The following is a 24,832-nucleotide window of genomic DNA, read 5'->3' as shown; positions in this document are numbered from 1 at the left end:
CCGGGCACCGGACACCCCCGAGCACGGACGGGTACGCACCATGACACAGGAGCTCGAGCAGGAGACCGGCACCGTCGGCCCCTCGACGGTCGAGTACGGCACGGGAGCGAGCACGGCCGCGGCGGTCGAGTCGTCCGTCGCGGCCGCGGCACGCGCGCTGGCCGAGGAACCGAGCCTCCAGGAGACCCTCGACCGGATCGTGGAGCTCGCGGTCGCGATGGTCGACGGCTGCGACGCCGCAGGCATCTCCCTGGTGACCCGCAGGGGCCGCATCGAGACCCCGGCGGCGTCGCACGCGCTGGCCCGGCGCGGCGACGAGCTCCAGTACGCGCTGAACGAGGGACCGTGCCTGGACGCGATCCGTGAGACCGACCTGGTGCGCACCGACGACCTGGCCACCGAGCCGCGCTGGCAGCGCTGGGCCGACCAGGTCCAGGACGAGCTGGGCGTGCGCTCGATGCTGTGCGTCCAGCTCTTCACGAGCGAGACGTCGCACGGCGCCCTCAACCTCTACTCCCGGTCCGTGGCCGCGTTCCCCGCCACGACGCTCTCGATGGTCTCGACGTTCGCCGCGGTCGCGGCCGCCGCCCTGACCGCGGCCCGCACCGAGGAGCAGCTCACGAGCGCCGTGCAGACCCGCACCGTGATCGGGCAGGCCCAGGGGATCCTCATGGAGCGCCACCAGCTGTCCGCGCAGCGCGCGTTCGCGGTCCTGAGCCGGGTCTCGCAGGACTCCAACGTGAAGCTCTACGACCTCGCACGTCAGGTCGTCGAGACCCGGGTCCTGCCCCTGCGCGCGAGCGCCGACTAGCCCCTGGGGCACCGCCTGGCCCCGGCTCGGTCGCCCCGCGCCCGGCGGGACGCGGGGCCGGGGCGTTCCCCGCCCCCGCGGCCGGGCTCAGCCCGCGGCCGCCCCCTTGCGCCGGAAGAGCTGCGCCCCGCCCGCACGGCTCACGCTGCCGGGCTCGAGCGCCGCGAGGCAGGCGTCGGCGCGCTCCTTGGCGTCCGCGCCCAGACCGCCCGCGACGACCAGCGCGTCGAGCAGCTCGCGGGCCACGTCCGGCAGGCGCCGGCTGCTCTCGCTCGCGTGCACCACGAGCAGGTCCAGGGCACCGTCCGAGTCCAGCCCGTGCGTGGCCATCAGCACGCCCTTGGCCTGGTCGACGACGGCACGGTCCGCGAGCCCCACCGCGACCTGGCGCGTCACCTCCCGGCGCAGCGCGTCCTCGTGGGCGGCGGTGGAGTCCACGACCAGGCCCACGACCTCCACGACGGCCCCCGAGGCGTCCCGGCGGCCCTGGCCCGTGACGGTGACCGTCCTGGTCCGGCCCCGGGCGTCGACGATCCGGTGGCTGCAGCTGAAGGGGCGGCCCGTGGTCCGCAGCATCGCGACCTCCCGCAGGACCGCGTCGCGGTCGTCGGGATGCTTGTGCGAGGCGAGGAGCGCGGCGGTGGGCGCGACCGATCCCGGGGCCAGCCCGTGCAGGAGGTACATCTCGTCGGACCACCACCACTCGCCCGTGCGCAGGTCCACCCGGTACTGCGCCGTGGGGTGCGCCCGGCCGATGCTCAGCGCCTCGGCCAGGGGGTCCCGCCGGCGACGGCGGGGGGTTCGTTCGGTCGTCATGGGGTCTCGCTCTCAGCACGAAAGTGTCGAGGGGCCGCTTCCTGACTCCTAGGTGCCCCACCTTAGGCCTGGGCGAGCACGAGGGCCAGCACGCCCCTGCGCCGGGGCCGGCACGGGCCAGGCGCGGGCAGGGCCGTCGGCGCCGTGGCGCCCGCCTCAGCCCTCGAGCGCGTGGTGCGGCGGCAGCGGGTAGAGGGTGTGCTCGGTGTGGTGCAGGACGTTCGTGACGAGCGCGCCCACGTGCTCGGTGGCCTGGGCGTAGAAGACGCTCGTGCCCTCGCGTCGGGACGTCACCAGGTGGCCCGCGCGGAGCTTGGCGAGGTGCTGGGAGACCGCGGGCACGGGCCGGTCGAGGGCCTCGGCGATGGCCGTGACCGACATCTCGGTGCCGGTCAGCATCTGCAGCACGGCCAGGCGCGTGCGGTCGGCGAGCAGCCGCAGCACCTCGACCGCCCGGTCGAGGTCGGCCTCGGGGGGAGCGGTGGGTCTGACGTCGCGCTGCGTGGTGGCCATCCCCCTCATGCTCCCACCTGGGCGCCCGACCGCGCGGCAGGCGCAGCGTCCGGGCCGGGTGCGTCGCCCCGCGCGCCGGGGACCGGCCACAGCGACCGCGCAGCCAGGGTCGCGCCGAGCGCGACCAGGGCGAGCACGCCGGCGGCCCACGACAGGCTGAGCGCCCCCAGCAGCCCCGCGAGCGGGTACGTCACCAGCCAGCACGCGTGGGACAGGGAGAACTGCGCGGCGAACGCGACGTGCAGGTCGTCGGGACCGACCGCCCGGCGCACCACGCGCCCCACGGGCGTCTCGACCGCGGACCAGCCGGCGCCGATCGCCGACCACGCGAGAGCCACCCCGACCAGGGCGACGTCCTGCGGGGCCGCGAGCACCAGCGGCACGACGGCGCAACCCACGCTCAGGAGGGCGGCTCCCCCGAGCATCACGCGCCGCTCGGGCACCGCGCGCAGCACACGGGGCAGGGCGAGCGCGGCGGCCACCGACCCTCCGCCGCACACCGCCAGGAGGAGAGCGACGCCGTCGGGCCCGAGCCCCAGCACGTCCCGGGCCACCACGACGCTCTGGACCAGCACGAACGAGACCGCCGCCGCGACCGCCAGGTCGAGCGCGAGCACCGGACGCAGGGCGGGCGTGCGCACGAACAGCACCACGCCCCGGCGCAGCCGCCACCCGAACGAGCCCTCCGGTCCCGAGGGCGCTCCCGCGGGCTCGTGCACCCGCCGCGGGAGCGCGACCGAGACCACGAGCAGCGCCGAGGCCCCGAACCCCACCGCGGTCCCCCAGAAGAGCTGGGACGGGCTCAGGACCAGCAGGAGCACGGCCGCGAGCGCCGGGGACGCCACGGCCTCCAGGTCGTAGGCCAGGCGCGAGAGGGACAGGGCCGAGGTGTAGTCGCGCTCGTCGGGCAGGACGTCGGGCACCACGGACTGGAACGTGGGGGTGAACGTGGCCGAGGCGCACTGCAGGATCACGACGAGGACCAGGACCTGCCAGACCTCGCCCACGAACGGCAGCGCCAGCGCGACGCCCAGGCGCACGAGGTCCGCCCCGACGAGCACCGCGCGGCGCGGCGCGCGGGCGAGGAGGGCCGCGGCGAGCGGGGCCAGGACGACGTAGGCGACCATCTTGACGGTGAGGACGGTCCCGAGCACCGCGCCAGCGCGCGGCCCCGCGAGGTCGTAGGCGAGCAGGCCCAGGGCGACGTTCGCGACGCCCGTGCCCGCGAGCGCGACGACCTGGGCGGTGAACAGTCGCCGGTAGACCGGGTGGGACAGGGCGGAGAGCATGCCCTCATCATCCTGCTTGCTTGCGCAGTGATGCAACTATGCAACCAGTCGACCCGGACCCGCCCGGACGTGGGATCCTGGAGCCGTGTCCGACCTGACGTCCCGTCGTATCCCGCCCGGCCCCATCCTGCAGGCGCTGCGCACGCACCGCTTCCTGCCCGACTGGACGCTCGACGTGCCACAGCTCGCGTTCGAGCACGCGCTGGACCTCGCCGAGGGCGACCCGCGACGCCTCGTGCTCGAGGAGGACGGCACGATCCGCGTGGAGAACTCCCCGCAGCCCTGAGGGCTAGACCTTGCCGTGCGGGTAGATGTCCGCGAGCACGGGCTCGAAGGGGCGCGAACGCAACGTCATGCCCGCCTCGAGGGGCGTCCGCCCGGCCTTGGCGCTGTTGCACGCCTCGCACGCGGCCACCGCGTTCATCCAGCTCGTGGGGCCGCCCTGGCACCGGGGCACCACATGGTCCATGGTCGTGGCGGGCGCACCGCAGTAGCCGCAGCGGTGCCGGTCCCGGCGCAGGAGCGCCGCCCGCGAGTAGGGGACCCGTCCCGTGCGCTCGTAGACCCAGCGGGTGTGGACGTAACGGACCAGCTCGACCGAGACGGGACGCTGGTAGGGGCCGAAGGTCTCGCCCTCGACGGCCTCGCGCACCGCGGCGACCCGCCGGTGCAGCATGCGGATCGCGTGCCCCAGCGAGACGCGGCCCAGGACCTGCCCGCCCCCCAGGTTGTAGATGAGGACCTCGCTCATCGACCGACTCCCGTCTGCGTCCCGTGGCGTCGTGGTCCTCGACGCCACGGGCGCTCGCGCTGCATGCGGAGAGGGCGGGAATCGAACCCGCCCCACGGGACGCAGGTGCGTCCCGTCGCCCTCCTTGGCACATGCCTCTCCAGGGGTAGCCGCCCGACTGCAGACCGGGCGACTTGGGAACTCCACGCACACCACGGTTCCCCGTCGTGACCAGGTTCATGTGCCTGGCTCGCCGCGCTACCACTGTGGCGCGGTCTCGTGTGCGTCAGCTCGTGCGGGCCGCCGGGGCGGCACCTCATGAGAACGGGTCAGGAGCGGTGGCGTCCGGGCTGCCCCGTACGACGCCGGTCTCCTGACCGGACGATCACCACAGTAGCCTCCGCCCCCGGGGACACGGCAAGGGCTTTTCGGGGAGAGATCGCGCAGGAGCTCAACGCACGACGGCGCAGAGACCGTCGGCACGCGCCCGAGCGCCGACGCACCTGCCGCCACCACCCGCCGCGAGGGGTCGGTCTAGGCCCGGCACGTCCCGCAGACCCCGGACAGGGCCACGTGCGCGGGGGCGAGCGTGAAGTCGGCAGTCGTCGCGAGCCACGTCGTGACCGGGTCGAGCAGGTCGCCCGGCAGGTCGATGATGCGCCCGCACGAGCTGCAGATCGCGTGCAGGTGCTCGCGCGTCGGCTCGCCCGGCGCCAGGTGGTAGGCCGTTGCCCCTCCCCCGATGTGCACGTGCGTCACGACGCCCAGGGTCGTGAGCCGGTCCACGGTCCGGTAGATCGTCGCGCGGTGGATGCCCGGGTGCCGGGCCTCGACCCGGGCCGAGAGCTCGTCGGCGCTCGGGTGCCCCTCGCCCGTGGCGAGGACTTCCAGGACCGCGCGCCGCGCCTCGGTCACGCGGTGCCCACCCGCCCGCAACCGGTCGAGCGCGGCCTCGACGGGGTCGGCCCCCTCGGGGGCCGCACCGAGCACCCCGCCCGCTCGCGCCGGGCCGGACTCCCCCGGGCCCCCGGGCTCTCCGGGAACCTCGGCCCGGCGCGGGAGGCCGACATCACCCTGCGCGTGCCCCTGCCCGGTCACAGCGCCGCGATCCCGTCACCGACCATCTTGGTGCCCAGCACCAGGAGCAGCACGGCCATGATGACCGCGTTGTTCTGGATCATCCAGGTCTTGAGCTCGTCGAGCAGGGTCGCTGCACGCGCGCCCATCGCGAGGTAGATCACCACGGGGGCGGCGACCCCGACGCTCGCCACGACGACGAACACCGCGAGAGCCCCGAGCTGCTCACCGGTCTGGGACGTCGCGGCAGCGATGGCCGCAGCACCTGAGACCACGAGCAGCAGGTTCTTGGGGTTGACCGCGCCGAGCAGGACCGCGAGCCCGAACGCCTTGACGGGCGTGAAGGCGTCGATCGCGCTCATCCACCTCGGCGTCTCGGGCGCCACCCCCGCGCGCGGGCGCCCTCGCCACTGCTTGAACGCGAGCAGCAGCAGCAGGACGCCCAGGACGATCTTGACGACGCTGGCCCACGTGGGCGGCCCGGACTCCGCAGGGGTCGCGGCCCCGGCCACGAGAAGCACGATCGACCCGAGCGCCGCGATCCCGACGATCCACCCCAGCAGGAACGAGAACCCGTTCGCCGTCGCCTTCCTGCTGACGAGCATCAGCACCACCGCCACGATCGGCATGGGGCTGATGAGAACACCCACCGCGATGGGCAGGGACTGACCGATGGCTGCGCCCACGGCACTTCCTCTCGTCGTGCGGCGGGCGCCGGGGCGCCGCGCCGCGTTCGTGGTCCTGCTCTCGACCCGGGGCGCGCGCCCGGTCCGGACCGGTTCGGCCGAATCGGGCAGTGCCCCGCCGCACCGGTCACCCCGACCGTAGTGCCGCGCCTCCCACCCCGCGCGGGAAGGTTCCCCCCCGGCAGGCGCGCGGCGCCGTCGGGCCTTCAGGAGGCGGGCGCGCCCGCGGGTGCGGCGCCCGGCGCGCCGGGCGCCGCCGGACCGTCGCCGAGCGCCGCGTCGAGCGCGGTGTCGACGTCGGGGTAGGTGGGGGGCAGGTCGTCCGGCCCGACGGCGCCGCGCAGCACGTCGCGCACCTGGCCAACGTCACGTGCCAGCACCAGGCGAGCACCGACGCGGTCCAGGTCGCGGCGCAGGGTCGCGAGCATGTCGGCGGCCTCGACGTCCACGAACGGCACGGTCTCGGCGTCCAGGACCACGACCCGGGGCGAGGCCTCGGCGACCAGGCGCCGCACGGCCGCGCGCACCGTGTCGGCGTTGGCGAAGAACAGGCCCGACTCGACGCGGACCACGAGCGCCCCCTCGACGCCCTGGCCCCCGTCCTTGCCCGTGGCCACGCGCCGCGCCCGGTCGACCCACACGCCGTGCGAGTTGCGCACGAGCACGGCCACGTGAGGCCGTGAGGCCCGCCCCAGGAGCAGGAACAGCGAGAGCACGATCCCGATCACCAGGCCGGGCAGGGTGTCGAACACCAGGACGCCCACGACGGCCGCGAGCGCCGCCCAGAAGTCGTGCCGGGCCGCCCCGCCGTACAGGTCCTTGGTCCGGGGCGTCGCGAGGCCGTACAGGCGGCGCAGCGCCTTGACGTCGACGAGCTCGATCACCGCGGCGATGACGACGGCCGCGAGCGTGGCCTCGGGCAGGGACTCGAACACGGGCGTGAGGAACAGCAGGGTGAGGATCGTCAGGGCCGCCGCGACCAGCCCCGAGACCTGGCTCTTGGCTCCCGCGCCGCCGTTGACGGCCGTCTTGGACAGGCTGCCGTTGACGACCATGCCGGACGCGAGGCCCGAGCCGACGTTGGCGGCGCCCATGCCGAGGAGCTCGCGGTTGGCGTCGATGTCGTAGCCCTCGCGCGAGGCGTACGTCTTGGCCGCTCCGAGGGCCTCGGCGAAGCCCACGAGCATGACGCCCGCCGCCGGGCCGATCAGGTCGGTGTAGGTGTTCCAGTCGATGCCCGTGGGCAGGCCGAGCGCGGGCAGGCCTGCCTGGATGGGGCCCACGATGTCCACGCCGTCGTCGTCGAGCCCGAGCAGCAGGACGAGCGCGATCCCGATCCCGACCACGACGAGCGACCCGGGGACCTTGGGCAGCCAGCGCTTGAGCGCGAGCACCGCCACCAGCGACCCCACGCCCAGGACCACGGTCAGGGGGTGCGCCGTGCCGAGCTCGGTGAGGATCGCCCAGAGCTTCTCGAAGAAGTTCCCCTCGCCCTTGTCGACGCCCAGGAGCGCGGGCACCTGCCCGATGACGATCGTCAGCGCCAGGCCCACGATGAAGCCCTTGAGCACGGGTTCGGAGATGAACGAGGCCAGGAATCCCAGGCGCGCGATGCCGGCGACCAGGCACAGGACCCCGGTCACGAGCGCGACCGCGGTGGTCAGCGCGACGAAGGCCGCGGTGTCGCCCGGGCGGAAGGCCGCGACCACGCTCGCGGACAGCGCCGCGGTCGCGGACATGGGCCCCACGATCAGGTGGCGCGAGCTGCCGAAGGCCGCGTAGAGGATCAGCGAGGGCACGGCCGCGTACAGGCCGACGACGGGCGAGACGCCCGCGATCGTCGCGTACGCGAGCGACTCGGGCACGAGCACGGCCCATACCGTCAGGCCGGCGACCACGTCACCGCGCAGCCAGGCCCCGCGGTATCCCTGGAGCGACGCGAACAGGAGGCGTGGTCGCGTGCTCGTGGTGCGTGGACCGGTGCTGTGCGGCATGCGCCCGCCTCTCTCCGCGAGGCGCCGGGCGCGCCTCACGGGTGAACGTATCGGCGCTGGGCGCGCTCGGCATCAGGAAGCCTCGCGTGCGGCCCGACGGCGCCGCTCACCGTGCACCGGTGCCTCGCCGTTCGCGGGGAGGCCGAGGAGGGCGCCTCCGGGGCTAGATGCCCAGGACCACCTTGGCGACCGAGAAGTAGATGATCAGGCCCAGGGTGTCGACGAACGTCGAGATGAAGGGTGCCGCGACGATCGCCGGGTCGATGCCCGCGCGGCGCGCCAGAATCGGGATGCTCGACCCGACCGTCGTGGCGAGCACGCACACCCCCACGACCGTGACGGCGAGGACCTGCGCGATCGAGACGCCCGCGACCCAGGTCGCAGGGCCGAACCCGACCGCGGCGAGCACCGTGCCGAGCAGCAGTCCCGTGAGCATCTCGCGGCCCACGACGCGCAGCAGGTCCCCGCGCCGGATGTCGCCCACGGCCAGGGCGCGGACCACGGTCGTGGCGGCCTGGGAGCCCGCGTTGCCGCCCGTGCCGATGAGCAGCGGGATGAACAGCGCCAGGGCCACGACCGTGTCGAGCTCGGCCTCGAAGTAGCTCTGGACACCGACCGTCAGGCTCGCCGCGACGATCAGCAGCAGGAGCCAGACGACCCGCGAGCGCACGAGCCCCAGGACCGAGACCGACAGGTACGGGCGGCGCAAGGGCTCGGAGCCACCCACGCGCGCGGAGTCCTCGTCGTCCTCGGCCTCGAGGATGCGCATCGCGTCGTCGACCGTGAGGACCCCCAGGAGCCGGTCCTCGTGGTCGACCACGGGCACCGCGACGTACCCGCCGTCGCGCACGACGTTCGCGGCGTGCTCCTGGTCGTCGGTCGCCTCGACCGTCACGGCCGGGGACATGACCTCCTCGACGGGGGTTCCGGGATCGCTCACGAGCAGCCTGCGCAGCGAGACCACGCCCTCCACGACGCGCCCGGGGCCCAGGACCGGCACGGTGTAGATGGTCTCGACGTCGTCCCCCGCCCGGCGCAGCGCGTCGAGCGCCCCCTCGACCGTGGTGCCCCGGCGCACCGAGGCGACCCGGGGCGACATGCGCCGGCCCGCGCTGTCCTCGGGATAGCCGAGCAGCGCGGTCGTCAGCGCCCGTTCGTCGGGGCCGAGCCCCTCCAGGAGCCGGGCCGCGACGCCCGCGGGCAGCTCGTCGAGCAACGAGGCCCGGTCGTCGGGGTCGAGCGCGGCGAAGATCTCCGCGGTCGAGTCGGCGCGCAGCGCGTCGACGAGATCGGCCTGGATCGCCGGGTCGAGGTCCTCGAACACCTCGACCGCCCGGCCCTTGGGCAGCAGGCGGAACGCGACCGCGCGCCGATGGTCGCCCAGCCGTCCCAGCTCGTCGACGACCTCCTGGGTGTCCATGCCCGCGATGCGGTGCTGCAGGTCCTCCAGCTCGTGGGGTCGCTCGGTCCGGGCGTCGGGGTGTGCACGCATGGCCCCACCCTCTCAGGGGACCGACGGGTGCGGCCCGTCGAGGACGGGGTGCGAGACCGCGCGGGCCCCGGCGCGGAGGCTGCGGGCGGTGAGCGTGCCCGGCTCAGCGGCGCACGCGGTAGTGCACGTGCACGACCCCGCTCGCGAAGCGCCGCTCGTCCACGAGCTCGAGGTCGGTGCGCACACCGAGCGGGAAGCTCGCGAGCCCCCCGCCCAGCAGGACCGGGCGTACCAGGAGCCGCACCTCGTCGACCAGGCCGGCCGCGAGCGCCGCGGCGGCGAGGGTCGGTCCCCCGAGGCCGACCTCGGTGCCGGCGCCGTCCACGAGGTCCCGGACCGCCTGCGGGTCGAAGGTCCGTTCGAGGCGGGTGCGCGGGGCCGAGACCTCGGTGAGCGTGGTCGAGTAGACGACCTTGTCCGTCTCGCGCCACTGGGCGGCGAAGTCGCGCGTCCCGGGCGAGGGGTCGTCGAGCATGGCCGGGTCGTCCCAGACGGCCATGACCTCGTACAGCCGGCGGCCGAACAGGTAGGTCCCCACGGGGCGCTCGAGGTCGTTGATGAACGCGAGCACCTCCTCGTCGGGGAAGCTGAACTCGAACGAGCCCGACGTGTCGGCCACGTAGCCGTCGAGCGAGGTGTTGCTCGTGTACGTCAGCAGTCCCACGGTTCCTCCTCGGCGAGGGCCCTAGGCGTGGCCGGGAGGAGCGTCACGGGGCGGCGCGTGGTGGCGGGGGCTGTGCCGGGTCCGCAGGTAGCGGGTGCCGCCGACCACCCCGAAGAGCAGCGCGAGCACGAGCAGCAGGAACGGCAGCACCGGGGCGCCCGTCGTGACCAGGAGCGCGGCCAGGACGAACGAGCCGAGCGCGAGCCAGAGCACGTTCCCGACGGGTCTGGGTTCGCTCGGGCCGACCATGGTCCCCTCCTTGCGCTCGCGCCCTCTCAGCCTACTCCGGGGCCGTCGGGCAGGCAGGCACCGTGCCGCTCACGTCCCTCTCTGGGACGTGAGGGGGCGCCCGCTCACGCGCCCGGGTCCTCGGGCCAGTCGTGCTTGGGGTAGCGCCGCCGCAGCTCGGCGCGGACCTGGGCGTACCCGGTCCGCCAGAACGACTCGAGGTCGGCGGTGATCGCCGCGGGGCGCCGCGCCGGGGACAGCAGGTGCAGCAGGACGGGCACCCGGCCGTCGGCGACGCGTGGGGTCGCGCGCCACCCGAACGCCTCCTGGACCTTGACCGCGAGCACGGGCTGCTCGCCCGTGTAGTCCACGCGCGCGCTCTTCCCGCCGGGCAGGTCCACCCGGACCGGCGCGAGCTCGTCGAGCCTGCCCGCAGCGGGCCAGGGCAGGAGCCTGCGCAGCGCGCCGGTCAGGTCGAGGCGCTGGAGGTCGGCGGCCGTGCGGACCCGGGCGAGGTCGGGCCCGAGCCACGCATCGAGGCCCGCGAGCAGCGCGTCGTCGGACACGTCGGGCCACGGGTCGCCCAGGGCGCGGTGCAGGAACGCGAGCCGGCGCCGCAGCTCGTGCGCGGGCTCGCGCCACGGCAAGACGTCCAGGCCGTCGCGCTCGAGCCCTGTGCGCAGCGCCGCGACGACCTGGTCGGCGGGCGGGTCGGTGATCTTCTGCGAGGAGATCTCGATCGCGCCCAGCCGCGTGGTGCGCCGAGCGTGGATGCGCCCGCCCGTCCAGGTCACGTGCTCGTCCTCGCGCAGCGCGGCGGACGCGGCCTCGTAGGCGAGGTCCTCGTCGATCGGTGCGGCCGAGCGGATCGTCGCGTCGCGCCGGCCCGCGCCGCGGTCGGCGTCGGCGACCGCGAGCCAGTCGTAGCCCGCGAGCGGGGAGCCCGGCGGGAGCGCGGCGCCGGTGCCCGACGCCATCAGGTACGTGGCACCGTTCGGGCGCCGGCGCGCGACCCGGTCCGGGTGCGCGAGCGCGACCACGAGCCCCACGGCGAGGTCGAGGCTCAGGTCCGCGCGCTCCCGGCTCGCGCCGCGGGCGCCGCGTCCCGGCAGCAGGCGTTCGAGCCGCTCGGCCTGCGCGCGCCACGACCCGCTCGCCGGGCCGCCGCGTCGTGCGTCCCGCAGGGCCGCGACGAGGTCCGCCCCGGGCGCGCGCACGTCGTCGGACAGCAGGGCGACCACCTCGGCGGCGAGCCGCGGCCCGACGACGTCGCTCGCGTCCAGGAGGGCGCGCGCGAGCCGCGGGTCGGCCGGGACGCGCGCGATCTCGCGCCCCCGGGGCGTGACGGCCCCGTCGGCGGTGACCGCGCCGAGCGACTCGAGCGTCGCGCGGGCGACCGCCATCGCGGCCGTGGGAGGAGGGTCCAGGAGCGCGAGGTCCGCGCCGTCGGGACTTCCCCAGCACGCGAGCTCGAGCGCGAACGCGACGAGGTCGGCCGTGAGGATCTCCGGGACGGGGTGCGCCACGAGCTGGGCGTGCTCGCCCGGGGACCAGCACCGGTAGACCGCGCCCGGGCCCTCGCGCCCCGCGCGCCCGGCCCGCTGCTCGGCCGCCGCCCGGCTCACGCGCACGGTCACGAGGCCCGCGAGCCCGCGACGGTGGTCGGTGCGGGGCTCGCGCGAGAGCCCCGCGTCGACGACCACCCGCACGCCGGGCACCGTGAGCGAGGACTCCGCGACGGCCGTGGAGACCACGACCCGACGGCGTGGGCCCGGGGTCAGCGCGAGGTCCTGCTCGCGCGCGGGCAGCCTCCCGTGCAGGGGGCGCACGTCAGCGTCGATGCCACCGAGCCGGCGTGCCACCCCGTCGACCTCGCCCGCGCCGGGCACGAAGACGAGCACGTCGCCCGGCTGCTCGGCCAGCGCGCGGCGCGTGGTGGCCGCGACGTGGTCGAGGAAGGCCCGGGGGACGCCGCGCTCGTCCAGGCGCGGCCCGGGCGGGGGCGCCCAGACCTCCCGGACGGGGAACAGGCTGCCGTCGGCGACCACCACGGGCGCCGGGGAGCCGTCGCCCAGCAGGTTCGCGGTGCGCTCGGCCTCGATCGTCGCGGACATCGCGACGAGGGCCAGGTCGGGGCGCAGGTTCGCCCGGACGTCCACGAGCAGCGCGAGGGTCAGGTCGGCGTCGAGGTGACGCTCGTGGACCTCGTCGAGGACCACGACGTCCACCCCGGCCAGCTCCGGGTCACGCTGCAGGCGCCGCAGCAGCACGCCCGTCGTGACCACCTCGATGCGCGTCTCGGGGCCCGTGCGCGACTCGCCGCGCACCGAGAAGCCGACCGTGCGCCCGACGGGCTCGCCCAGCAGGTGCGCGAGGCGACGCGCCGCGGCGCGGGCCGCGATCCGGCGGGGCTGTGTCACGACGACCCGCGACGAGCCCGGGAGCGAGGCTCCCGTGCCCCCGGGCCGTGCGGACGTCGACATGCCCGCGAGCGCGGGCGGGACAAGGGTCGTCTTGCCCGTGCCGGGAGGTGCCTGGAGCACCGCGACGCCCCGGGCACGCACCGCGTCGACGAGCTCGCCCAGGTGGTGGCGGACCGGGAGATCGGGCGGCGAGGCGAGCAGGCGGGCGATCGGGTCCAGGTCCACGGGGTTCATTGTCCCCTGGCCGACCCGCCCCGCCTGCGCGCGGGCGGGTCAGCGCCCCGAGGCCTCGGCGAACACGTGGAGCAGGGGCGTGCGCAGGCCCACCGTCTGCCGCGTGAGGAGGTCGACGACGGTCGGGGCGGACGCCCGGGCCACGCAGAGCTCGACGCGCAGGCGGCGCGCGAAGCGCACGGGCTCGGAGGACTCGCGGAAGCGCAGCGACGGCGGGTCGGCCACGACCTCGTTGACCTCGGTGACCTGGATCGCCCAGGCTCCCGCGGTCTCGAGCGAGGTCGTGAGGGCGTCGAGATCGGCCGAGTCGAACGTCGCGGTGAGGACCACGGCGTCGGGCGTCGAGGGCGTCTCCGACGTCGTCGTCGAGGCCACCGGAGCCGGGACCGGGTGCTCGGCCGGGGCGACCGTCCCCGCCCCGCCCGGCGTCCCTGCGGAGCCCGCCGCCGACAGCCCCGAGACCTGGCCCAGCGTGTAGGCGTTCGCACCCTGCTCGACCTCGTCCATGCCGAACTCGTGCCCCGGGGCCACCTTGAGGCCGACGGTCTTCTGGACGGCCAGCGCGATGAGGAGCGTCACGACGAACGAGAACGCGATCACGACGACCAGGGCGATCGCCTGCGCACCCAGCAGGTCGGCGCCACCACCGAAGAACAGCCCGTCGGCACCCGCCGCGTTGATCGCGTGCGACCCGAAGAGCCCCAGCAGGAGCGAGCCGAGGATGCCGCCCACGAAGTGCACGGCGATGACGTCGAGCGCGTCGTCGAACCGGAAGAACGTCTTGAGGCCGAGCGCGAACGTGCACACCACGCCGGCCGCCAGGCCGATGACGAGCGAGGAGAGCGTGCTGACGTAGCCCGCGCACGGCGTGATCGTCGCGAGGCCCGCGACCCCGCCCGTGATCGCACCGATCACCGTGCCCTTGCCCGTGCGCAGACGCTCCATGACGAGCCACGCGCCCATGGCGGCCGCTCCTGCGACGTGCGTGTTGAGGACCGCCTGCGCCGCGACGCCGTCGCCCTGGAGCGAACCGCCGCCGTTGAAGCCGAACCAGCCGAACCACAGGATCCCTGCGCCCGCCACGGCGAGCGGGATCGAGTGCGGGATCGACCCGGCCCGCGGCCAGCCCTGCCTGCGTCCCACGACCACGAGGACCGCGAGCGCCGCTGCCCCCGCGGCCGCGTGCACGACGATCCCGCCCGCCCAGTCCTGGGCGCCGATCCCGACGAGCCAGCCGTCGGGGTTGAAGAGCCAGTGAGCGACGAACGGGTAGACGAGCACCGACCACAGGGCGAGCGTGACGACCCAGCCGACGGTCTTGAGCCGCCCGACGGTCGCGCCGGTCAGGAGCGCCGGGGTGATGATCGCGAACATCATCTGGAAGGCCACGAACGCGAGCGTCGGGATCGCCACGTCGCCGTCGACGGCGTGCAGCGCGGGCGTCGGGGCCGTGTCGAGCCCCGTGAGCCCGAACAGCCCGAGGTCGCCCATGAACCCGTTCCCGATGTCGTCGCTGAACGCGATGCTGTACCCGACCAGGATCCAGGTCAGCGAGATCACGGCGATGGGCACCAGGTTCTGCTGCATGATCGCGAGCACGTTGCCGCGCCGGACCAGGCCCGCGTAGAACAGGGCGAGTCCCGGCATCATGAACAGCACGAGGGCCGCCGAGACGAGCACCCAGACGGTGTCGCCGCTGTCGATCACCAGCTCGGACATGAGACCTCCCGCAGGACGGCTCGGGGCGCCTCCTGGCACCCCGGGACTGGGGCGCGCGTCCTCCGCACGGCGACGCGCGAGACAGATCTTGGAGCGGACCGGCTCCCCTGGGCCCCTGCGCGCCACGGGCGGCTCCGGTCCGTGCGAGCATCGCACGAGATCGGCCCGCGCGACATCGGAGCACGGGCGTCCCGGCCCCGGGGCGCACGGCCCGGCGCCGGCCCGAGAGGGCGCTAGTCTGGGCGGACGCGCGGGACGGTGCCCGCCAGGTCACGAGGGTCGGAGGTGGAGACGTGCGGACAGCCCAGGCGCTGCGCGAGCGCTTCGACCACCTGACCACCGCGTCCGCGGCCCGGACCGTCGCGACGGTGCCGCTCGTGCTCGTGCTGGCGCTCGCCGTCGGGCACTCGCTCGGGACCACGTCGCTCGGCGCCGTGCTCTCCCTGCTCGGGGCCGCGACCCTCGCGGCGACCGCGGGTGTCCTCGGGGTCGCGCTCGCGTCCGTCGCCGTGGCCGTCCTGCTGCTCCTCACGGTCCCTGTCGCAGCCGAACCGGTGCCCCTGTCGGCACCGGTGCGCCAGCAGAGCCCGACGACCCCCGGACGGCCACGGCCCCGGGCGCCGGGAGCCCTCGTGCTCCCGCGCACCGCCTGATCCCCCAGACGTCCTGAGCCGTTCGCGGCCCGGGTGCTGCGGACGCGGCGCGGGAGCTCCACGCTCCCCTCCCCTCCGTCCCGCAGGAGTACTCCGTGCCCGTCCTCGACACCCTCACCCATGCCCTCTCCACGCTCGTCCACCCGCTCCAGCTCGTCGTCGCCTGGATCCTCGTCCACCTCCACGGCGCCCTGACCTCGCTCGGCCTGGACCCCGCCGGAGGCGCGGGATGGAGCCTCGCGATCGTCGGCCTCGTCGTGGTCGTCAAGCTGCTGCTCGTCCCGCTCGTCGTGGCCCAGGTCCGTGGCATGCGTGCCATGCGGCTGGCCTCGCCCGAGATCCGCCGCATCCAGGAGAAGTACCGCGGCCGGACCGACGCCGCGAGCCGCGACGCGGCCCGGCGCGAGCAGCAGGAGCTCATGACCCGCACCGGGGCGAACCCGCTCGCCGGCTGCCTGCCCGTGCTCGTGCAGGCGCCGGTCCTCTTCGCGCTGTACTCGGTGCTCTCGGGCATCGGTCGCCAGACGCCCGTGGGCGCGCTCACGGGCGACCTCGTCCGCCAGGCCGACGCCGCGACGCTCCTCGGTGCCCCGCTCTCCGGGACGCTGACCGGCGCGCTGGGTGGCGCCGCCGGTCTGCTCGGCGTCCTGGTCCCCGCCGTCCTGATCGTCCTCATGTACGCCGCACAGGTCCTGACCCAGCGTCTGAGCGCGCGCGACAACCCGCCCGCCGACCCCACGAACCCGCTCGCGCGGCAGCAGGGCGTGCTCGCGTTCGTGCTCCCCGCGGTCTCGGCCGTGGTGGCCGTCGGCTTCCCCGTGGGAGTGGTCCTGTACTGGGCCACGTCCTCGCTGTGGGGGCTCGGGCAGCAGCTCGTGGTCGGGCGGCTCCTGCCGTCGGGCGGGCAGGAAGGGTCGCCGGCGCCTCGGACCTCGGTGACCGGATCCCCAGCGCCCGAACCCACCGCGACGCCACGCGCCGGCGGTCAGCGACCACAGCCGCGTCGCGGCACGACACGGAGGGGACGCCGGGGCTGAGGCCGGTCGGTGCATCGCGTGCGGAAGGGGGCAGGGCTCAGAGGAGAGCGCCGCGAGGGTGCGGACTGCGAGCGCCGGCCCGGTCGCCCGCCACCGGACCCCGTCAGGATCCCGTCAAGACACCTTGACATCGACGGGACCGCGGCAGGTTGATGGAGGGATGAGGACGAGGTCGCGCAGGACCGCCCTGGTGGTGACGGCGGCGCTGGCCGCCCCGTTGGTGGTGTGCGCTGTGCTCGCACCGTTCCGGGACGACGTGGCGAACACCAACGTCGCTCTGGTCCTGGTGCTCGTCGTGGTGGGCGTGTCCGTCACCGAGATCGCCCTGTGGGGCCGGCGTGAGCAGGCGCGGTCGAGCCGTCGCGTGGGCTTTCTCGCCGGGTTCGTGTCCTCGGCTCGTCTGGTCGCCGCGGCCGACACCCCGCCGTCGGTCCTGATCACTCATGTCCAGCGACAGATCGTCGAGGCGCTCGACATCGACGAGTGCCGCTTCGACACGGCCACCGGTGGCGCCCACCCGCGGCTGCACGCGGACGGCAGCGTGACCAGCGGTGGGAGCCTCGTCGACGTCGAGCGCGACGGTCTGCCCACCGGTGACCGGATCGAGCTGCTGATCGAGCACGCCGGGACCGTCCACGGCCGCTTCCTCCTCGACGCGACGACGCGGGTGCGGCGCCCCGACGTCGACCAGCGCGTCATCGCCGTGACCCTCGCCCAGCTCGTCGGCGCGGCCCTCGCCACCCCGCGGAGCGGCGATCGCCGCACCTAGCCCACGAGAGCGCGTGCCGGACGCACGCCCGCGTGTCGTGGCGACCTGGGCCCGCCGTGCGCCGTGCGCCGACGGCTCAGTCGCGCGAGACCACGACGCTCGCGCTGTGCCCGCCGAACCCGAACGCGTCGACCAGGGCGTGGCGCGCCGTCGTCGGGCGTGCCGCCCCTCGCACCACGTCGAGGTCGATCGCCGGGTCCAGCTCGTCGACGTTGAGCGTGGGAGGGACGAGCCCGTCGCGCAGCGCGAGCAGCGCGGCGACGACCCCGAGCGACCCCGAGGCGCCCAGCAGGTGCCCCGTGGCCCCCTTGGTCGAGGTCACGGGCGGGGGCTCGCCCAGCGCAGCCCGCAGCGCGGCCGCCTCGTTGAGGTCGCCCACAGGCGTCGACGTGGCGTGCGCGTGCACCAGGCCGAGGTCGCCGGGCGCCAGGCCCGCCGATCGCAGCGCGAGCGAGATCGTGCGCGCCTGGTTCTCCGGGTCGCCGCCCACGATGTCGAACGCGTCCGACGTGAGCGCGGCCCCCGAGACCGCGCCCAGGATCCGCGCGCCGCGCGCTCGCGCGTGCTCCTCGCTCTCCAGGACGACGACGGACGCCCCCTCGCCCATGACGAACCCGTCGCGCGCGACGTCGAACGGGCGCGAGGCCCGCCCCGGCTCGTCGTTGCGCGTCGACATCGCCCGGGCCTGGGCGAACGCGGCGATCGAGAACGCCTGGACTCCGGCTTCCACTCCCCCGCACACGACCACGTCGGCCGTGCCCGCGAGGATCATCTCGCGCCCCATGACGATCGCCTCGACCCCCGCAGCGCACGCGCTGACGGGCGCACGCGCGCCGGCCCGGGCGCCCAGGTCGATCGAGAGCCAGGCCGCGGGTCCGTTGGCCATGAGCATCGTCACCGCGTGCGGCGAGACCCGTCGGTGCCCCTGCGTCTCGAGCACACGGCTCTGCTCGAGCGTCGTGGCGATCCCGCCGTTGGCCGATCCCACCGCCACCGCGAGACGCGTGGGGTCGACCTCGGGGCTGCCGGCGTCAGCCCAGGCCTCCCGGCCCGCGACGAGCGCGAGCTGCTCGGCCCGGTCGGTCCGGCGTCTGATCCGCACGCCGAGCGGGTCGGCGAACGCGTCGTCCACCCGTGCCGCGATGCGGACCGGCAGCTCGCGTGCCCAGGCGTCGTCCACCGCCCGGACCCCCTGCTCGCCGCGCAGCAACGCGTCCCACGTCCCCGGCGCCGTCGACGACAGCGGTGTCACCGCGCCGACCCCTGTCACCACTGCTCGCGTCATGAGGCTCTCCCGTCACCTGTCCCACGGCGTCTCCTCGACCCTGGTCGCAGGCTAGGACAGGCGTACCGGTCGCGCGCCGCGAACCGCCCGTGCGTGAGCACCGTCACTCCGCGCTCGCCCCGTGCCGGCGGAGCCGGACGCCCGACGGCGACGCCGGAGACCCGACGCGGGCTAGGCGACGGCGAGGGCCATGACGTGCTGCGTCCTGCCGTTCGCGTCGACGTACGCGCCGCGGTCGACGAACCCCGCACGGGAGTACGCACGCAGCCCGGCGGCGTTGTCCGCATCGACGACGAGGACGACCGACGCGAACGGTTCCCGGCCGAGCCGCTCGGCCAGGTGAGCCACGAGCGCCGGCAGAGAGGCGGCCACCGAGGACCCGACCCCGACCCCCTGATGGTGCCGATCGACGAGGAAGCCCCGGAACACCACGACGTCCTGCGGACGGGCGCCGTCGAGCCGGTCGAGCATCTCGCCGGACGCGCCGCCCGGGTGCAGGACCCCGACCCCCGCGACCTGGCCCTCGCGCCGGACGACCAGCACGTACCGGTCGGCGTCCGCCTCGGCGAGCGTCAGGATCTGGTCGGCGGACGCCGAGAACACGTCCTGCCCGGGCGCACCCGTGACGTCCCGCAGGGCGCGCAGCAGACCGGCCCGCGAGCGGGCGTCGCCCGCGAGGTCGTCGAGGAACGAGACCTCGATGCTCGTCGACCGCCCGGTTCCGCTCGCCACCCGGCGACCCTACGTCGGCACCGCACGCTCACGAAACCCTGACGCGGTCGCCGCGAGCGCCCTACCCTCGAACTCATGACAACGCCGTCGTCCAGCAACGAGCGCCCCCTCGAACCCGACATCGTGACCGACCTGCGCGACCGCATGACCTACGGCTCGTACCTGCACCTGGACACGCTCCTGGACGCACAGGTCCCGGTCAGCGCGCCCGTCCACCACGACGAGATGCTCTTCATCGTCCAGCACCAGACGACCGAGCTCTGGCTCAAGCTGGTCCTGCACGAGCTGGCGTCGGCGCGCGAGCTCATCGCGGCCGACGACCTGCAGTCCGCGCTCAAGCGCATCGCCCGGGTCAAGCACGTCCAGCGCACGCTGACCGAGCAGTGGTCCGTCCTGGCGACGCTCACCCCGAGCGAGTACGCGCAGTTCCGGGGCTTCCTGGGCAGCTCGTCGGGGTTCCAGTCGCACCAGTACCGTGCGGTCGAGTTCCTGCTGGGCAACAAGAACGCACGCATGCTGACGGTCTTCGCCTCGGACCCGGCGGCGCACGAGCTGCTCGAGCGGCTCCTGCACGAGACGAGCGTCTACGACGAGTTCCTGCGCTGGCTCGCGCGCCACGGGCACGACGTACCAGCCAGGGTCCTCGGGCGGGACGTCACGCAGGCGCACACCCTGGACGAGGACCTCGTCGAGACCTTCCGCGCGATCTACGAGGACCCCGAGGGAAACTGGCTCGCCTACGAGAGCTGCGAGGAGCTCGTCGACCTCGAGGACAACTTCCAGCTCTGGCGCTTCCGGCACATGAAGACCGTGCTGCGCATCATCGGGACCAAGCGGGGCACGGGAGGGTCGAGCGGCGTGGGCTTCCTCGAGAAGGCCCTCGACCTGACGTTCTTCCCCGAGCTCTTCGCGGTCCGCACCGAGATCGGCCGGCAGTGACGCCGGGCCGCGTGGCGGCGTCCGGCGGAGCGGGCAGGTCCGCGAGCGCCGTCGGGTTCTCGGTCGACGCCCGCTGGGAGCGGGGCGCGGGATGGTCAGGCCCGACGGCGCTCGTCGCCACCGAGCGCGGTGTCCGGCCCGCGACGGGTGCGGACCCGGCGCCGGGCCGCCACCTGCCGGGCACGGTGCTCCCGGGGCTGACCGACGCGCACGTCCACCTGGCCCTGGTCGACCCCGCGGCCCTGCGCCGGGGCGGGCTGGCCGCGGTCGACGACCTGGGCGGGAACCCGGACGTGCTCGCGGAGCTGGCCCGGACGCCGGGCCTGCCCGTCGTCCGCTACGCGGGGGCCTTCCTCACGGCACCGGGCGGGTATCCCTCGGACAGGTCCTGGGCCCCTCGCGGTGCGGTCGAGGAGGTCGCGGGCGCCGCGCCCGCCGTGTCTGCGGTCGACCGTCAGCTCGCGGCCGGGGCGTCCTTCCTCAAGGTGGTGCTGCACCCGGCAGCGGGTCCCGTCCTCGACGACGAGACCCTCGACGCGATCGTCGCCCACGCGCACGCGAGGGGCCGACCCGTCGTCGCGCACGTCGAGGGCGCGGGACAGGCCCGCCGCGCCCACGAGGCCCGCGTCGACCGGCTGGCCCACGCACCGTTCACCGAACGCCTGCCCGACGACCTGGTCGCTGCCATGGCGCGCGCGCAGCAGTGGATCAGCACGCTCGACATCCACGGCTGGGAGAGCCCGACCCGCGAGCAGGACGTCGCGCTCGACAACCTGTCGCGGTTCGCCGCGGCCGGCGGGACGGTCGTCTACGGCACCGATCAGGGCAACGGGCCGCTCCCGGTGGGGGTCGACGCACGCGAGCTGTGCGCGCTGGGTGCCGCGGGCCTCGCGGCCGACGACCTGCTGCGCGCCCTGACGTCGACACCCGTCGCGACGTCGACCACCTACGTGCCCGGGCCCCGGCCCGACCCGGACGCACCACCCCCGGCCGTCGCCGCATGGCTCGCGAGCGCCGTGGTCCTCACGACCTCCGACCTGGTCGGCTCGCCGCCCCCTCCGCCCGAACCCCTCGGAAAGGCCCACCCGTGACCGACTCCCCCGCTCCCGTGACCTCCCGCACGGGCTCGCCCGCCCAGCGCGCGGCCCTCCTCGACGACGCCGACCCGCTCGCGCGCTTCACGGACGCGTTCGTGGCGTCCGACGACGTCGTGGCCTATCTCGACGGCAACTCGCTCGGACGCCCCACGCGCGCGAGCGCCGACCGTCTGGCCCGCTTCGCGACCGAGCACTGGGGAGCGCGCCTCATCCGCGGCTGGGACGAGTCCTGGTACGAGCTGCCGCTGAGCGTCGGCGACCGGATCGGGGCGACCGTGCTGGGCGCGGCGCCCGGCCAGACGTTCGTGGGCGACTCGACGACCGTGATCCTCTACAAGCTCGTGCGCGCCGCGCTCGACGCCCGCCCGGGCCGGACCGAGATCGTGCTCGACAGCGGGAACTTCCCCACCGACCGCTTCGTGCTGCAGGGCGTCGCGGCCGAGCGGGGCGCGACCCTGCGCTGGATCGCGCCGGCGCACGACGGCGGCGTGACCGCCGAGCAGGTCGCGGACGCCGTCGGGCCCCGGACGGCGCTCGTGGTGCTCAGCCACGTCGCCTACCGCTCCGGACATCTCGCCGACGCCCCGACGATCACGCGTCTCGCCCACGACGCCGGCGCGCTCGTGCTGTGGGACCTGTGCCACTCGGCGGGGTCGGTCCCGGTCGAGCTCGACGCGTGGGACGTGGACCTCGCAGCGGGCTGCACCTACAAGTACCTCAACGGCGGCCCCGGCTCGCCCGCGTTCGGCTTCGTCCGCTCGGACCTGCAGGCGAAGCTGACCCAGCCGATCCAGGGCTGGATGGGCAGCGCCGCCCCGTTCGAGATGGGTCCCGAGTACGCACCGCACGAGGGGGTCCGCCGGTTCCTCAGCGGGACGCCCGCGGTCGTGGGGATGCTCGCGATGCAGGACATGCTCGACCTGCTCGCCGACGCCAGGATGGACGAGGTCCGGGCCAAGTCGGTCCGGCTCACCGGGCTCGCGCTCGACCTCGTGGACGAGCTGCTGGTCCCGCTCGGGGTCACGGTCGCCTCGCCCCGCGACGCGGACCGGCGCGGCAGCCACGTGACGATCGACCACGCCCGGTTCGAGCACGTGCTCCCCCGGCTCTGGGAGCAGGGGATCATCCCGGACTTCCGTCGACCCGACGGGCTGCGGCTCGGCCTGTCCCCGCTGTCCACGCGCTTCGACGAGGTGCGGATCGGCGTCGAGGCGATCCGTGCGGCGCTGCTCGAGCGCCCCGGCGGGCCCTGACCCGCAGCACCGGCGGGGCCGTCCCCCGGTCTCCCCGGTTGTCGGGCCCCTCGGCCGGTGCCACCCTGGGAAGGTCGAGTACCCGGGACCTCCCGAGGGGAAGGCGCGCCCATGTTCGGCAGCATCGCTCGGACGGTGATCGCCCACCCGTGGCGCGTCATCGGTACCTGGATCGTCCTGGCCGCCGCCGTCATCGCGTTCGCGCCGAGCCTCGACGACTACACCACGGGCAACCAGCAGTCGTTCCTGCCGAGCACGTTCGAGTCGGTCGAGGCGCAGGACGCCGGCGACGAGAACTTCCCGGCCCAGTCGGGGGCGACCGGCAGCCTGGTCGTCGTCCGCGACGACGGCGCGGCGCTGACCACCACGGACCAGGGCACCGTCGCGGCGCTCGCGACCACCCTGCAGTCCGACGCGATCCCGGGCGTGGTCTCGGTCCAGGAGACCCCGCAGTCGCTCTCGCCGGACGGGCTCACCGCGGCGCTCTCGGTCGCGTTCGACGGCCAGCCGGGCGACGAGGCGGTCGACGACGCCGTCCCCGCGCTGCGGACCGCGTCGGACGAGGCCCTCGCGGGGAGCGGGCTCACGAGCGCGCTCACGGGCAACGCCGCGATCCAGGTCGACACGACCACGGCCTACGCGAGCGCCGAGCGGACCATCACGATCGCGACCGTGCTGCTCATCGTGCTGCTCCTGGGCCTCGTCTTCCGCAGCCCCCTGATCGCGGTGATCCCGATCGTGGTGATCGGCGTCGTGCTCTCGGTCGTCACTGGTCTCACGGCCCTGCTGGCCGACCTGCTCGACTTCCAGGTGAGCGACACCCTGCAGCCCATCCTCGTCGTGGTCCTGTTCGGGATCGGCACCGACTACATCGTGTTCGTCCTGTTCCGCTACCGCGAGCACCTGCGCCGGGGCGAGTCGCACCGCGAGGCGCTCGAGGTCTCGGTGGGCGTCGTGGGCCGCGTCGTGGCCTCGTCGGCGCTGACCGTGATCGGCGCGTTCGCGGCGCTGCTGTTCGCGCGGCTCGAGTCGCTGAGCACGCTGGCGCCGGGGCTGATCGTGGCCGTGGCCGTCATGCTCCTCACCGCCCTGACCCTGATCCCCGCGCTGTTCGCGCTGCTCGGCCGGTCCTTGTTCTGGCCGCTCGGCCCCGGGCACGAGCCCGCGCGCAGCCCGTTCGCCGCGGTGGGGTCCTTCACGTCGCGCCGCCCGCTCGTCCCCGCGCTCGGCGTCGGGGTGGTGCTGGTGGTCCTGACGCTCTTCGCCTCGGGGTACAAGGCGACCTACGACACGCTCGACGAGCTCCCCGCGAGCACCGCCTCGCGCCAGGCGTACGCGACGCTCGACGCCTCGTTCCCCGCCGGGGCGCTGAGCCCCACGCAGGTCTACGTCGTGGGCTCGGCACCCCTCGACCCGACCGCCCTGACCACGCTCGCGACGAACCTCGCCGCGGTCCCCGGCGTCTCGAGCGTCGCCCCACCCACGGTCACGACCGACGGCACGGCCGCGCTGGTGACCGTGGTGCTCGCGGACGACCCGTACTCCGACGCCGCCATGGCGACCGTCGAGGGCCCGTTGCGCGACGCCGCGCACGGGTCGGTGCCGGGGGCCGAGGTGTACGTGGGCGGGCAGACGTCCGCGTTCGTCGACGTGCGCGACCAGCTCCGCGCCGACACCGGGCGCGTGTTCCCGATCGCCGCCGTCATCATCGTGGTGATCCTCGGCCTGCTCCTGACCGCGCTCCTGGGGGCCGTCAACCTGCTCGTGTGCGTGGCCCTGACGTTCACCGCGACGCTGGGCGCGGTCGTCCTGCTCTACCTGCACGCGCTGGGCTATGCGGGCATCGACTTCTCGATCCCGATCGTGCTGTACCTGTTCGTCGTCGCGATCGGCACGGACTACAACATCCTGATCGCCGCGCGCATGCACGAGGAGTACCGCGCCGGGGCGAGCCCGCGCGAGGCCGCGCGCCTCGCGATCACGCACGACGCGCCCACGGCCTCGGCGGCAGGGATCATCCTCGCGTGCACGTTCGCCTCGCTCATGCTCACGAGCATCGCGAACCTCGCCGAGCTCGGGTTCGGGGTCGCGGTGGGAATCGTCGTCGCGGCGTTCCTCATGGCCCCGCTGCTGGTCCCGGCGCTGTCCGCGCTCGAGGGACGTGCGTTCTGGTGGCCGACCCGCCGGCACGCCGCCTCCGGGCAGGTGCCGGCGCAGGCAACCTCGCAGGCAGCAGGCCAGGAGCAGGAGCCGGCGGCGCAGGACCCGACCCCGGGCACCTCCCCCGCGTCCTGACCGCCACCTCGTCCTTGCCGTCGAGGAAGAGGTCGGTGGCGGTCGGGCCGGGGGCGACGGCGTTGACCGTGACGTTCCGTCCGCGCAGTTCGCGGG

23 protein-coding genes are annotated in these 24,832 nt (G+C 74.9%); 9 read left to right on the top strand and 14 right to left on the bottom strand.

Features of this window, described 5'->3' with window-relative positions:
• The first annotated feature begins 40 nt into the window (after window positions 1-40).
• Window positions 41-811 (top strand): GAF and ANTAR domain-containing protein, encoded by a 771-nt coding sequence (locus tag ACFWFR_RS03180; RefSeq protein WP_377621130.1) that lies wholly within the window; start codon window positions 41-43, stop codon window positions 809-811.
• Between the two features lie 87 nt (window positions 812-898).
• On the opposite strand, the gene ACFWFR_RS03175 is transcribed toward ACFWFR_RS03180, so the two are convergent.
• The 3 genes from ACFWFR_RS03175 to ACFWFR_RS03165 form a co-directional block, all read right to left on the bottom strand.
• Window positions 899-1,627, bottom strand: coding sequence for a PAS and ANTAR domain-containing protein (locus ACFWFR_RS03175; protein WP_377621128.1), 729 nt, complete (start codon window positions 1,625-1,627; stop codon window positions 899-901).
• Between the two features lie 156 nt (window positions 1,628-1,783).
• Entirely contained in the window at window positions 1,784-2,140 is a 357-nt protein-coding gene (locus ACFWFR_RS03170) for an ArsR/SmtB family transcription factor (protein ID WP_377621126.1), read from the bottom strand.
• A gap of 5 nt (window positions 2,141-2,145) precedes the next feature.
• Complete coding sequence (locus tag ACFWFR_RS03165; RefSeq protein WP_377621124.1) at window positions 2,146-3,429, bottom strand: MFS transporter; 1,284 nt, start codon at window positions 3,427-3,429, stop codon at window positions 2,146-2,148.
• A gap of 85 nt (window positions 3,430-3,514) precedes the next feature.
• Between ACFWFR_RS03165 and ACFWFR_RS03160 the strand changes: the two genes are divergently transcribed.
• Window positions 3,515-3,715, top strand: a complete 201-nt coding sequence (locus tag ACFWFR_RS03160; RefSeq protein ID WP_191802403.1) for a hypothetical protein — start codon at window positions 3,515-3,517, stop codon at window positions 3,713-3,715.
• Window positions 3,716-3,718: 3 nt separating this feature from the next.
• On the opposite strand, the gene ACFWFR_RS03155 is transcribed toward ACFWFR_RS03160, so the two are convergent.
• The 9 genes from ACFWFR_RS03155 to ACFWFR_RS03115 form a co-directional block, all read right to left on the bottom strand.
• Window positions 3,719-4,180, bottom strand: a complete 462-nt coding sequence (locus ACFWFR_RS03155; RefSeq protein ID WP_191802401.1) for an HNH endonuclease — start codon at window positions 4,178-4,180, stop codon at window positions 3,719-3,721.
• A 513-nt stretch (window positions 4,181-4,693) separates the two neighbouring features.
• Window positions 4,694-5,257: a Fur family transcriptional regulator gene (locus tag ACFWFR_RS03150; RefSeq protein WP_377621123.1), complete on the bottom strand. Its 564-nt coding sequence runs from the start codon at window positions 5,255-5,257 to the stop codon at window positions 4,694-4,696.
• On the bottom strand, window positions 5,254-5,922 hold the full coding sequence (locus ACFWFR_RS03145; RefSeq protein ID WP_377621122.1) for a GAP family protein: 669 nt from the start codon (window positions 5,920-5,922) through the stop codon (window positions 5,254-5,256). Before ACFWFR_RS03145 ends, ACFWFR_RS03150 begins: the two co-directional genes overlap by 4 nt.
• Before the next feature lie 206 nt (window positions 5,923-6,128).
• Window positions 6,129-7,916, bottom strand: coding sequence for a SulP family inorganic anion transporter (locus tag ACFWFR_RS03140; RefSeq protein WP_377621120.1), 1,788 nt, complete (start codon window positions 7,914-7,916; stop codon window positions 6,129-6,131).
• Window positions 7,917-8,079: 163 nt separating this feature from the next.
• A complete protein-coding gene (mgtE, locus tag ACFWFR_RS03135) occupies window positions 8,080-9,408 on the bottom strand; it encodes a magnesium transporter (protein ID WP_377617625.1) in 1,329 nt (442 codons plus the stop codon).
• 103 nt (window positions 9,409-9,511) lie between these two features.
• Window positions 9,512-10,072, bottom strand: coding sequence for a dihydrofolate reductase family protein (locus tag ACFWFR_RS03130; protein WP_377621119.1), 561 nt, complete (start codon window positions 10,070-10,072; stop codon window positions 9,512-9,514).
• A gap of 21 nt (window positions 10,073-10,093) precedes the next feature.
• A complete protein-coding gene (locus ACFWFR_RS03125; protein WP_191802391.1) occupies window positions 10,094-10,321 on the bottom strand; it encodes a hypothetical protein in 228 nt (75 codons plus the stop codon).
• A 104-nt stretch (window positions 10,322-10,425) separates the two neighbouring features.
• Window positions 10,426-12,957, bottom strand: coding sequence for an ATP-dependent helicase HrpB (gene hrpB, locus ACFWFR_RS03120; protein WP_377621117.1), 2,532 nt, complete (start codon window positions 12,955-12,957; stop codon window positions 10,426-10,428).
• Between the two features lie 39 nt (window positions 12,958-12,996).
• Window positions 12,997-14,676 (bottom strand): ammonium transporter, encoded by a 1,680-nt coding sequence (locus ACFWFR_RS03115; RefSeq protein ID WP_377621115.1) that lies wholly within the window; start codon window positions 14,674-14,676, stop codon window positions 12,997-12,999.
• A gap of 293 nt (window positions 14,677-14,969) precedes the next feature.
• Between ACFWFR_RS03115 and ACFWFR_RS03110 the strand changes: the two genes are divergently transcribed.
• The 3 genes from ACFWFR_RS03110 (at window position 14,970) to ACFWFR_RS03100 (ending at window position 17,135) form a co-directional block, all read left to right on the top strand.
• Window positions 14,970-15,329, top strand: a complete 360-nt coding sequence (locus tag ACFWFR_RS03110; protein ID WP_377621114.1) for a hypothetical protein — start codon at window positions 14,970-14,972, stop codon at window positions 15,327-15,329.
• Window positions 15,330-15,424: 95 nt separating this feature from the next.
• On the top strand, window positions 15,425-16,366 hold the full coding sequence (gene yidC, locus ACFWFR_RS03105; protein ID WP_191802386.1) for a membrane protein insertase YidC: 942 nt from the start codon (window positions 15,425-15,427) through the stop codon (window positions 16,364-16,366).
• 232 nt (window positions 16,367-16,598) lie between these two features.
• Entirely contained in the window at window positions 16,599-17,135 is a 537-nt protein-coding gene (locus ACFWFR_RS03100) for a hypothetical protein (protein WP_377621113.1), read from the top strand.
• A 76-nt stretch (window positions 17,136-17,211) separates the two neighbouring features.
• Here ACFWFR_RS03100 and ACFWFR_RS03095 read toward each other — a convergent pair whose 3' ends face one another.
• Together ACFWFR_RS03095 and ACFWFR_RS03090 are read right to left on the bottom strand one after the other, a co-directional pair.
• Window positions 17,212-18,420 (bottom strand): beta-ketoacyl-[acyl-carrier-protein] synthase family protein, encoded by a 1,209-nt coding sequence (locus ACFWFR_RS03095; RefSeq protein ID WP_377621111.1) that lies wholly within the window; start codon window positions 18,418-18,420, stop codon window positions 17,212-17,214.
• 171 nt (window positions 18,421-18,591) lie between these two features.
• Window positions 18,592-19,152 carry a GNAT family N-acetyltransferase gene (locus ACFWFR_RS03090; RefSeq protein ID WP_377621109.1) on the bottom strand — a complete coding sequence of 187 codons (561 nt, stop codon included), beginning with the start codon at window positions 19,150-19,152 and terminating at the stop codon, window positions 18,592-18,594.
• 75 nt (window positions 19,153-19,227) lie between these two features.
• Here ACFWFR_RS03090 and ACFWFR_RS03085 point away from each other — a divergent pair, with 75 nt between their 5' ends.
• The 4 genes from ACFWFR_RS03085 to ACFWFR_RS03070 all read left to right on the top strand — a co-directional run bounded on the left by ACFWFR_RS03085 (window position 19,228) and on the right by ACFWFR_RS03070 (window position 24,736).
• Complete coding sequence (locus tag ACFWFR_RS03085; RefSeq protein WP_377621107.1) at window positions 19,228-20,091, top strand: tryptophan 2,3-dioxygenase; 864 nt, start codon at window positions 19,228-19,230, stop codon at window positions 20,089-20,091.
• Window positions 20,092-20,102: 11 nt separating this feature from the next.
• The gene (locus ACFWFR_RS03080; protein ID WP_377621105.1) at window positions 20,103-21,182 is read left to right on the top strand and encodes an amidohydrolase; all 1,080 of its coding nucleotides are present in this window, start codon (window positions 20,103-20,105) and stop codon (window positions 21,180-21,182) included.
• Window positions 21,179-22,441 carry a kynureninase gene (gene kynU / locus ACFWFR_RS03075; protein ID WP_377621103.1) on the top strand — a complete coding sequence of 421 codons (1,263 nt, stop codon included), beginning with the start codon at window positions 21,179-21,181 and terminating at the stop codon, window positions 22,439-22,441. The genes ACFWFR_RS03080 and kynU overlap by 4 nt, the downstream gene beginning before the upstream one ends.
• 111 nt (window positions 22,442-22,552) lie before the next feature.
• Window positions 22,553-24,736, top strand: a complete 2,184-nt coding sequence (locus tag ACFWFR_RS03070) for an MMPL family transporter (protein WP_377621101.1) — start codon at window positions 22,553-22,555, stop codon at window positions 24,734-24,736.
• Window positions 24,737-24,832: the final 96 nt, after the last annotated feature.

Origin of the sequence: Oerskovia sp. NPDC060287 (assembly GCF_042726775.1) — a bacterium.
Lineage (GTDB): Bacteria > Actinomycetota > Actinomycetes > Actinomycetales > Cellulomonadaceae > Oerskovia > Oerskovia merdavium.
This window is presented reverse-complemented; position numbering and strand designations above follow the sequence as displayed.

Coding starts and splice junctions, on each gene's coding strand:
- ACFWFR_RS03175 (WP_377621128.1), bottom strand. CDS start 1,627: ATGACGACCGAACGAACCCCCCGCCGTCGCCGGCGGGACCCCCTGGCC.
- ACFWFR_RS03140 (WP_377621120.1), bottom strand. CDS start 7,916: ATGCCGCACAGCACCGGTCCACGCACCACGAGCACGCGACCACGCCTC.
- mgtE (WP_377617625.1), bottom strand. CDS start 9,408: ATGCGTGCACACCCCGACGCCCGGACCGAGCGACCCCACGAGCTGGAG.
- ACFWFR_RS03155 (WP_191802401.1), bottom strand. CDS start 4,180: ATGAGCGAGGTCCTCATCTACAACCTGGGGGGCGGGCAGGTCCTGGGC.
- ACFWFR_RS03085 (WP_377621107.1), top strand. CDS start 19,228: ATGACAACGCCGTCGTCCAGCAACGAGCGCCCCCTCGAACCCGACATC.
- ACFWFR_RS03070 (WP_377621101.1), top strand. CDS start 22,553: ATGTTCGGCAGCATCGCTCGGACGGTGATCGCCCACCCGTGGCGCGTC.
- hrpB (WP_377621117.1), bottom strand. CDS start 12,957: ATGAACCCCGTGGACCTGGACCCGATCGCCCGCCTGCTCGCCTCGCCG.
- ACFWFR_RS03125 (WP_191802391.1), bottom strand. CDS start 10,321: ATGGTCGGCCCGAGCGAACCCAGACCCGTCGGGAACGTGCTCTGGCTC.
- ACFWFR_RS03095 (WP_377621111.1), bottom strand. CDS start 18,420: ATGACGCGAGCAGTGGTGACAGGGGTCGGCGCGGTGACACCGCTGTCG.
- ACFWFR_RS03115 (WP_377621115.1), bottom strand. CDS start 14,676: ATGTCCGAGCTGGTGATCGACAGCGGCGACACCGTCTGGGTGCTCGTC.
- ACFWFR_RS03180 (WP_377621130.1), top strand. CDS start 41: ATGACACAGGAGCTCGAGCAGGAGACCGGCACCGTCGGCCCCTCGACG.
- ACFWFR_RS03165 (WP_377621124.1), bottom strand. CDS start 3,429: ATGCTCTCCGCCCTGTCCCACCCGGTCTACCGGCGACTGTTCACCGCC.
- ACFWFR_RS03170 (WP_377621126.1), bottom strand. CDS start 2,140: ATGGCCACCACGCAGCGCGACGTCAGACCCACCGCTCCCCCCGAGGCC.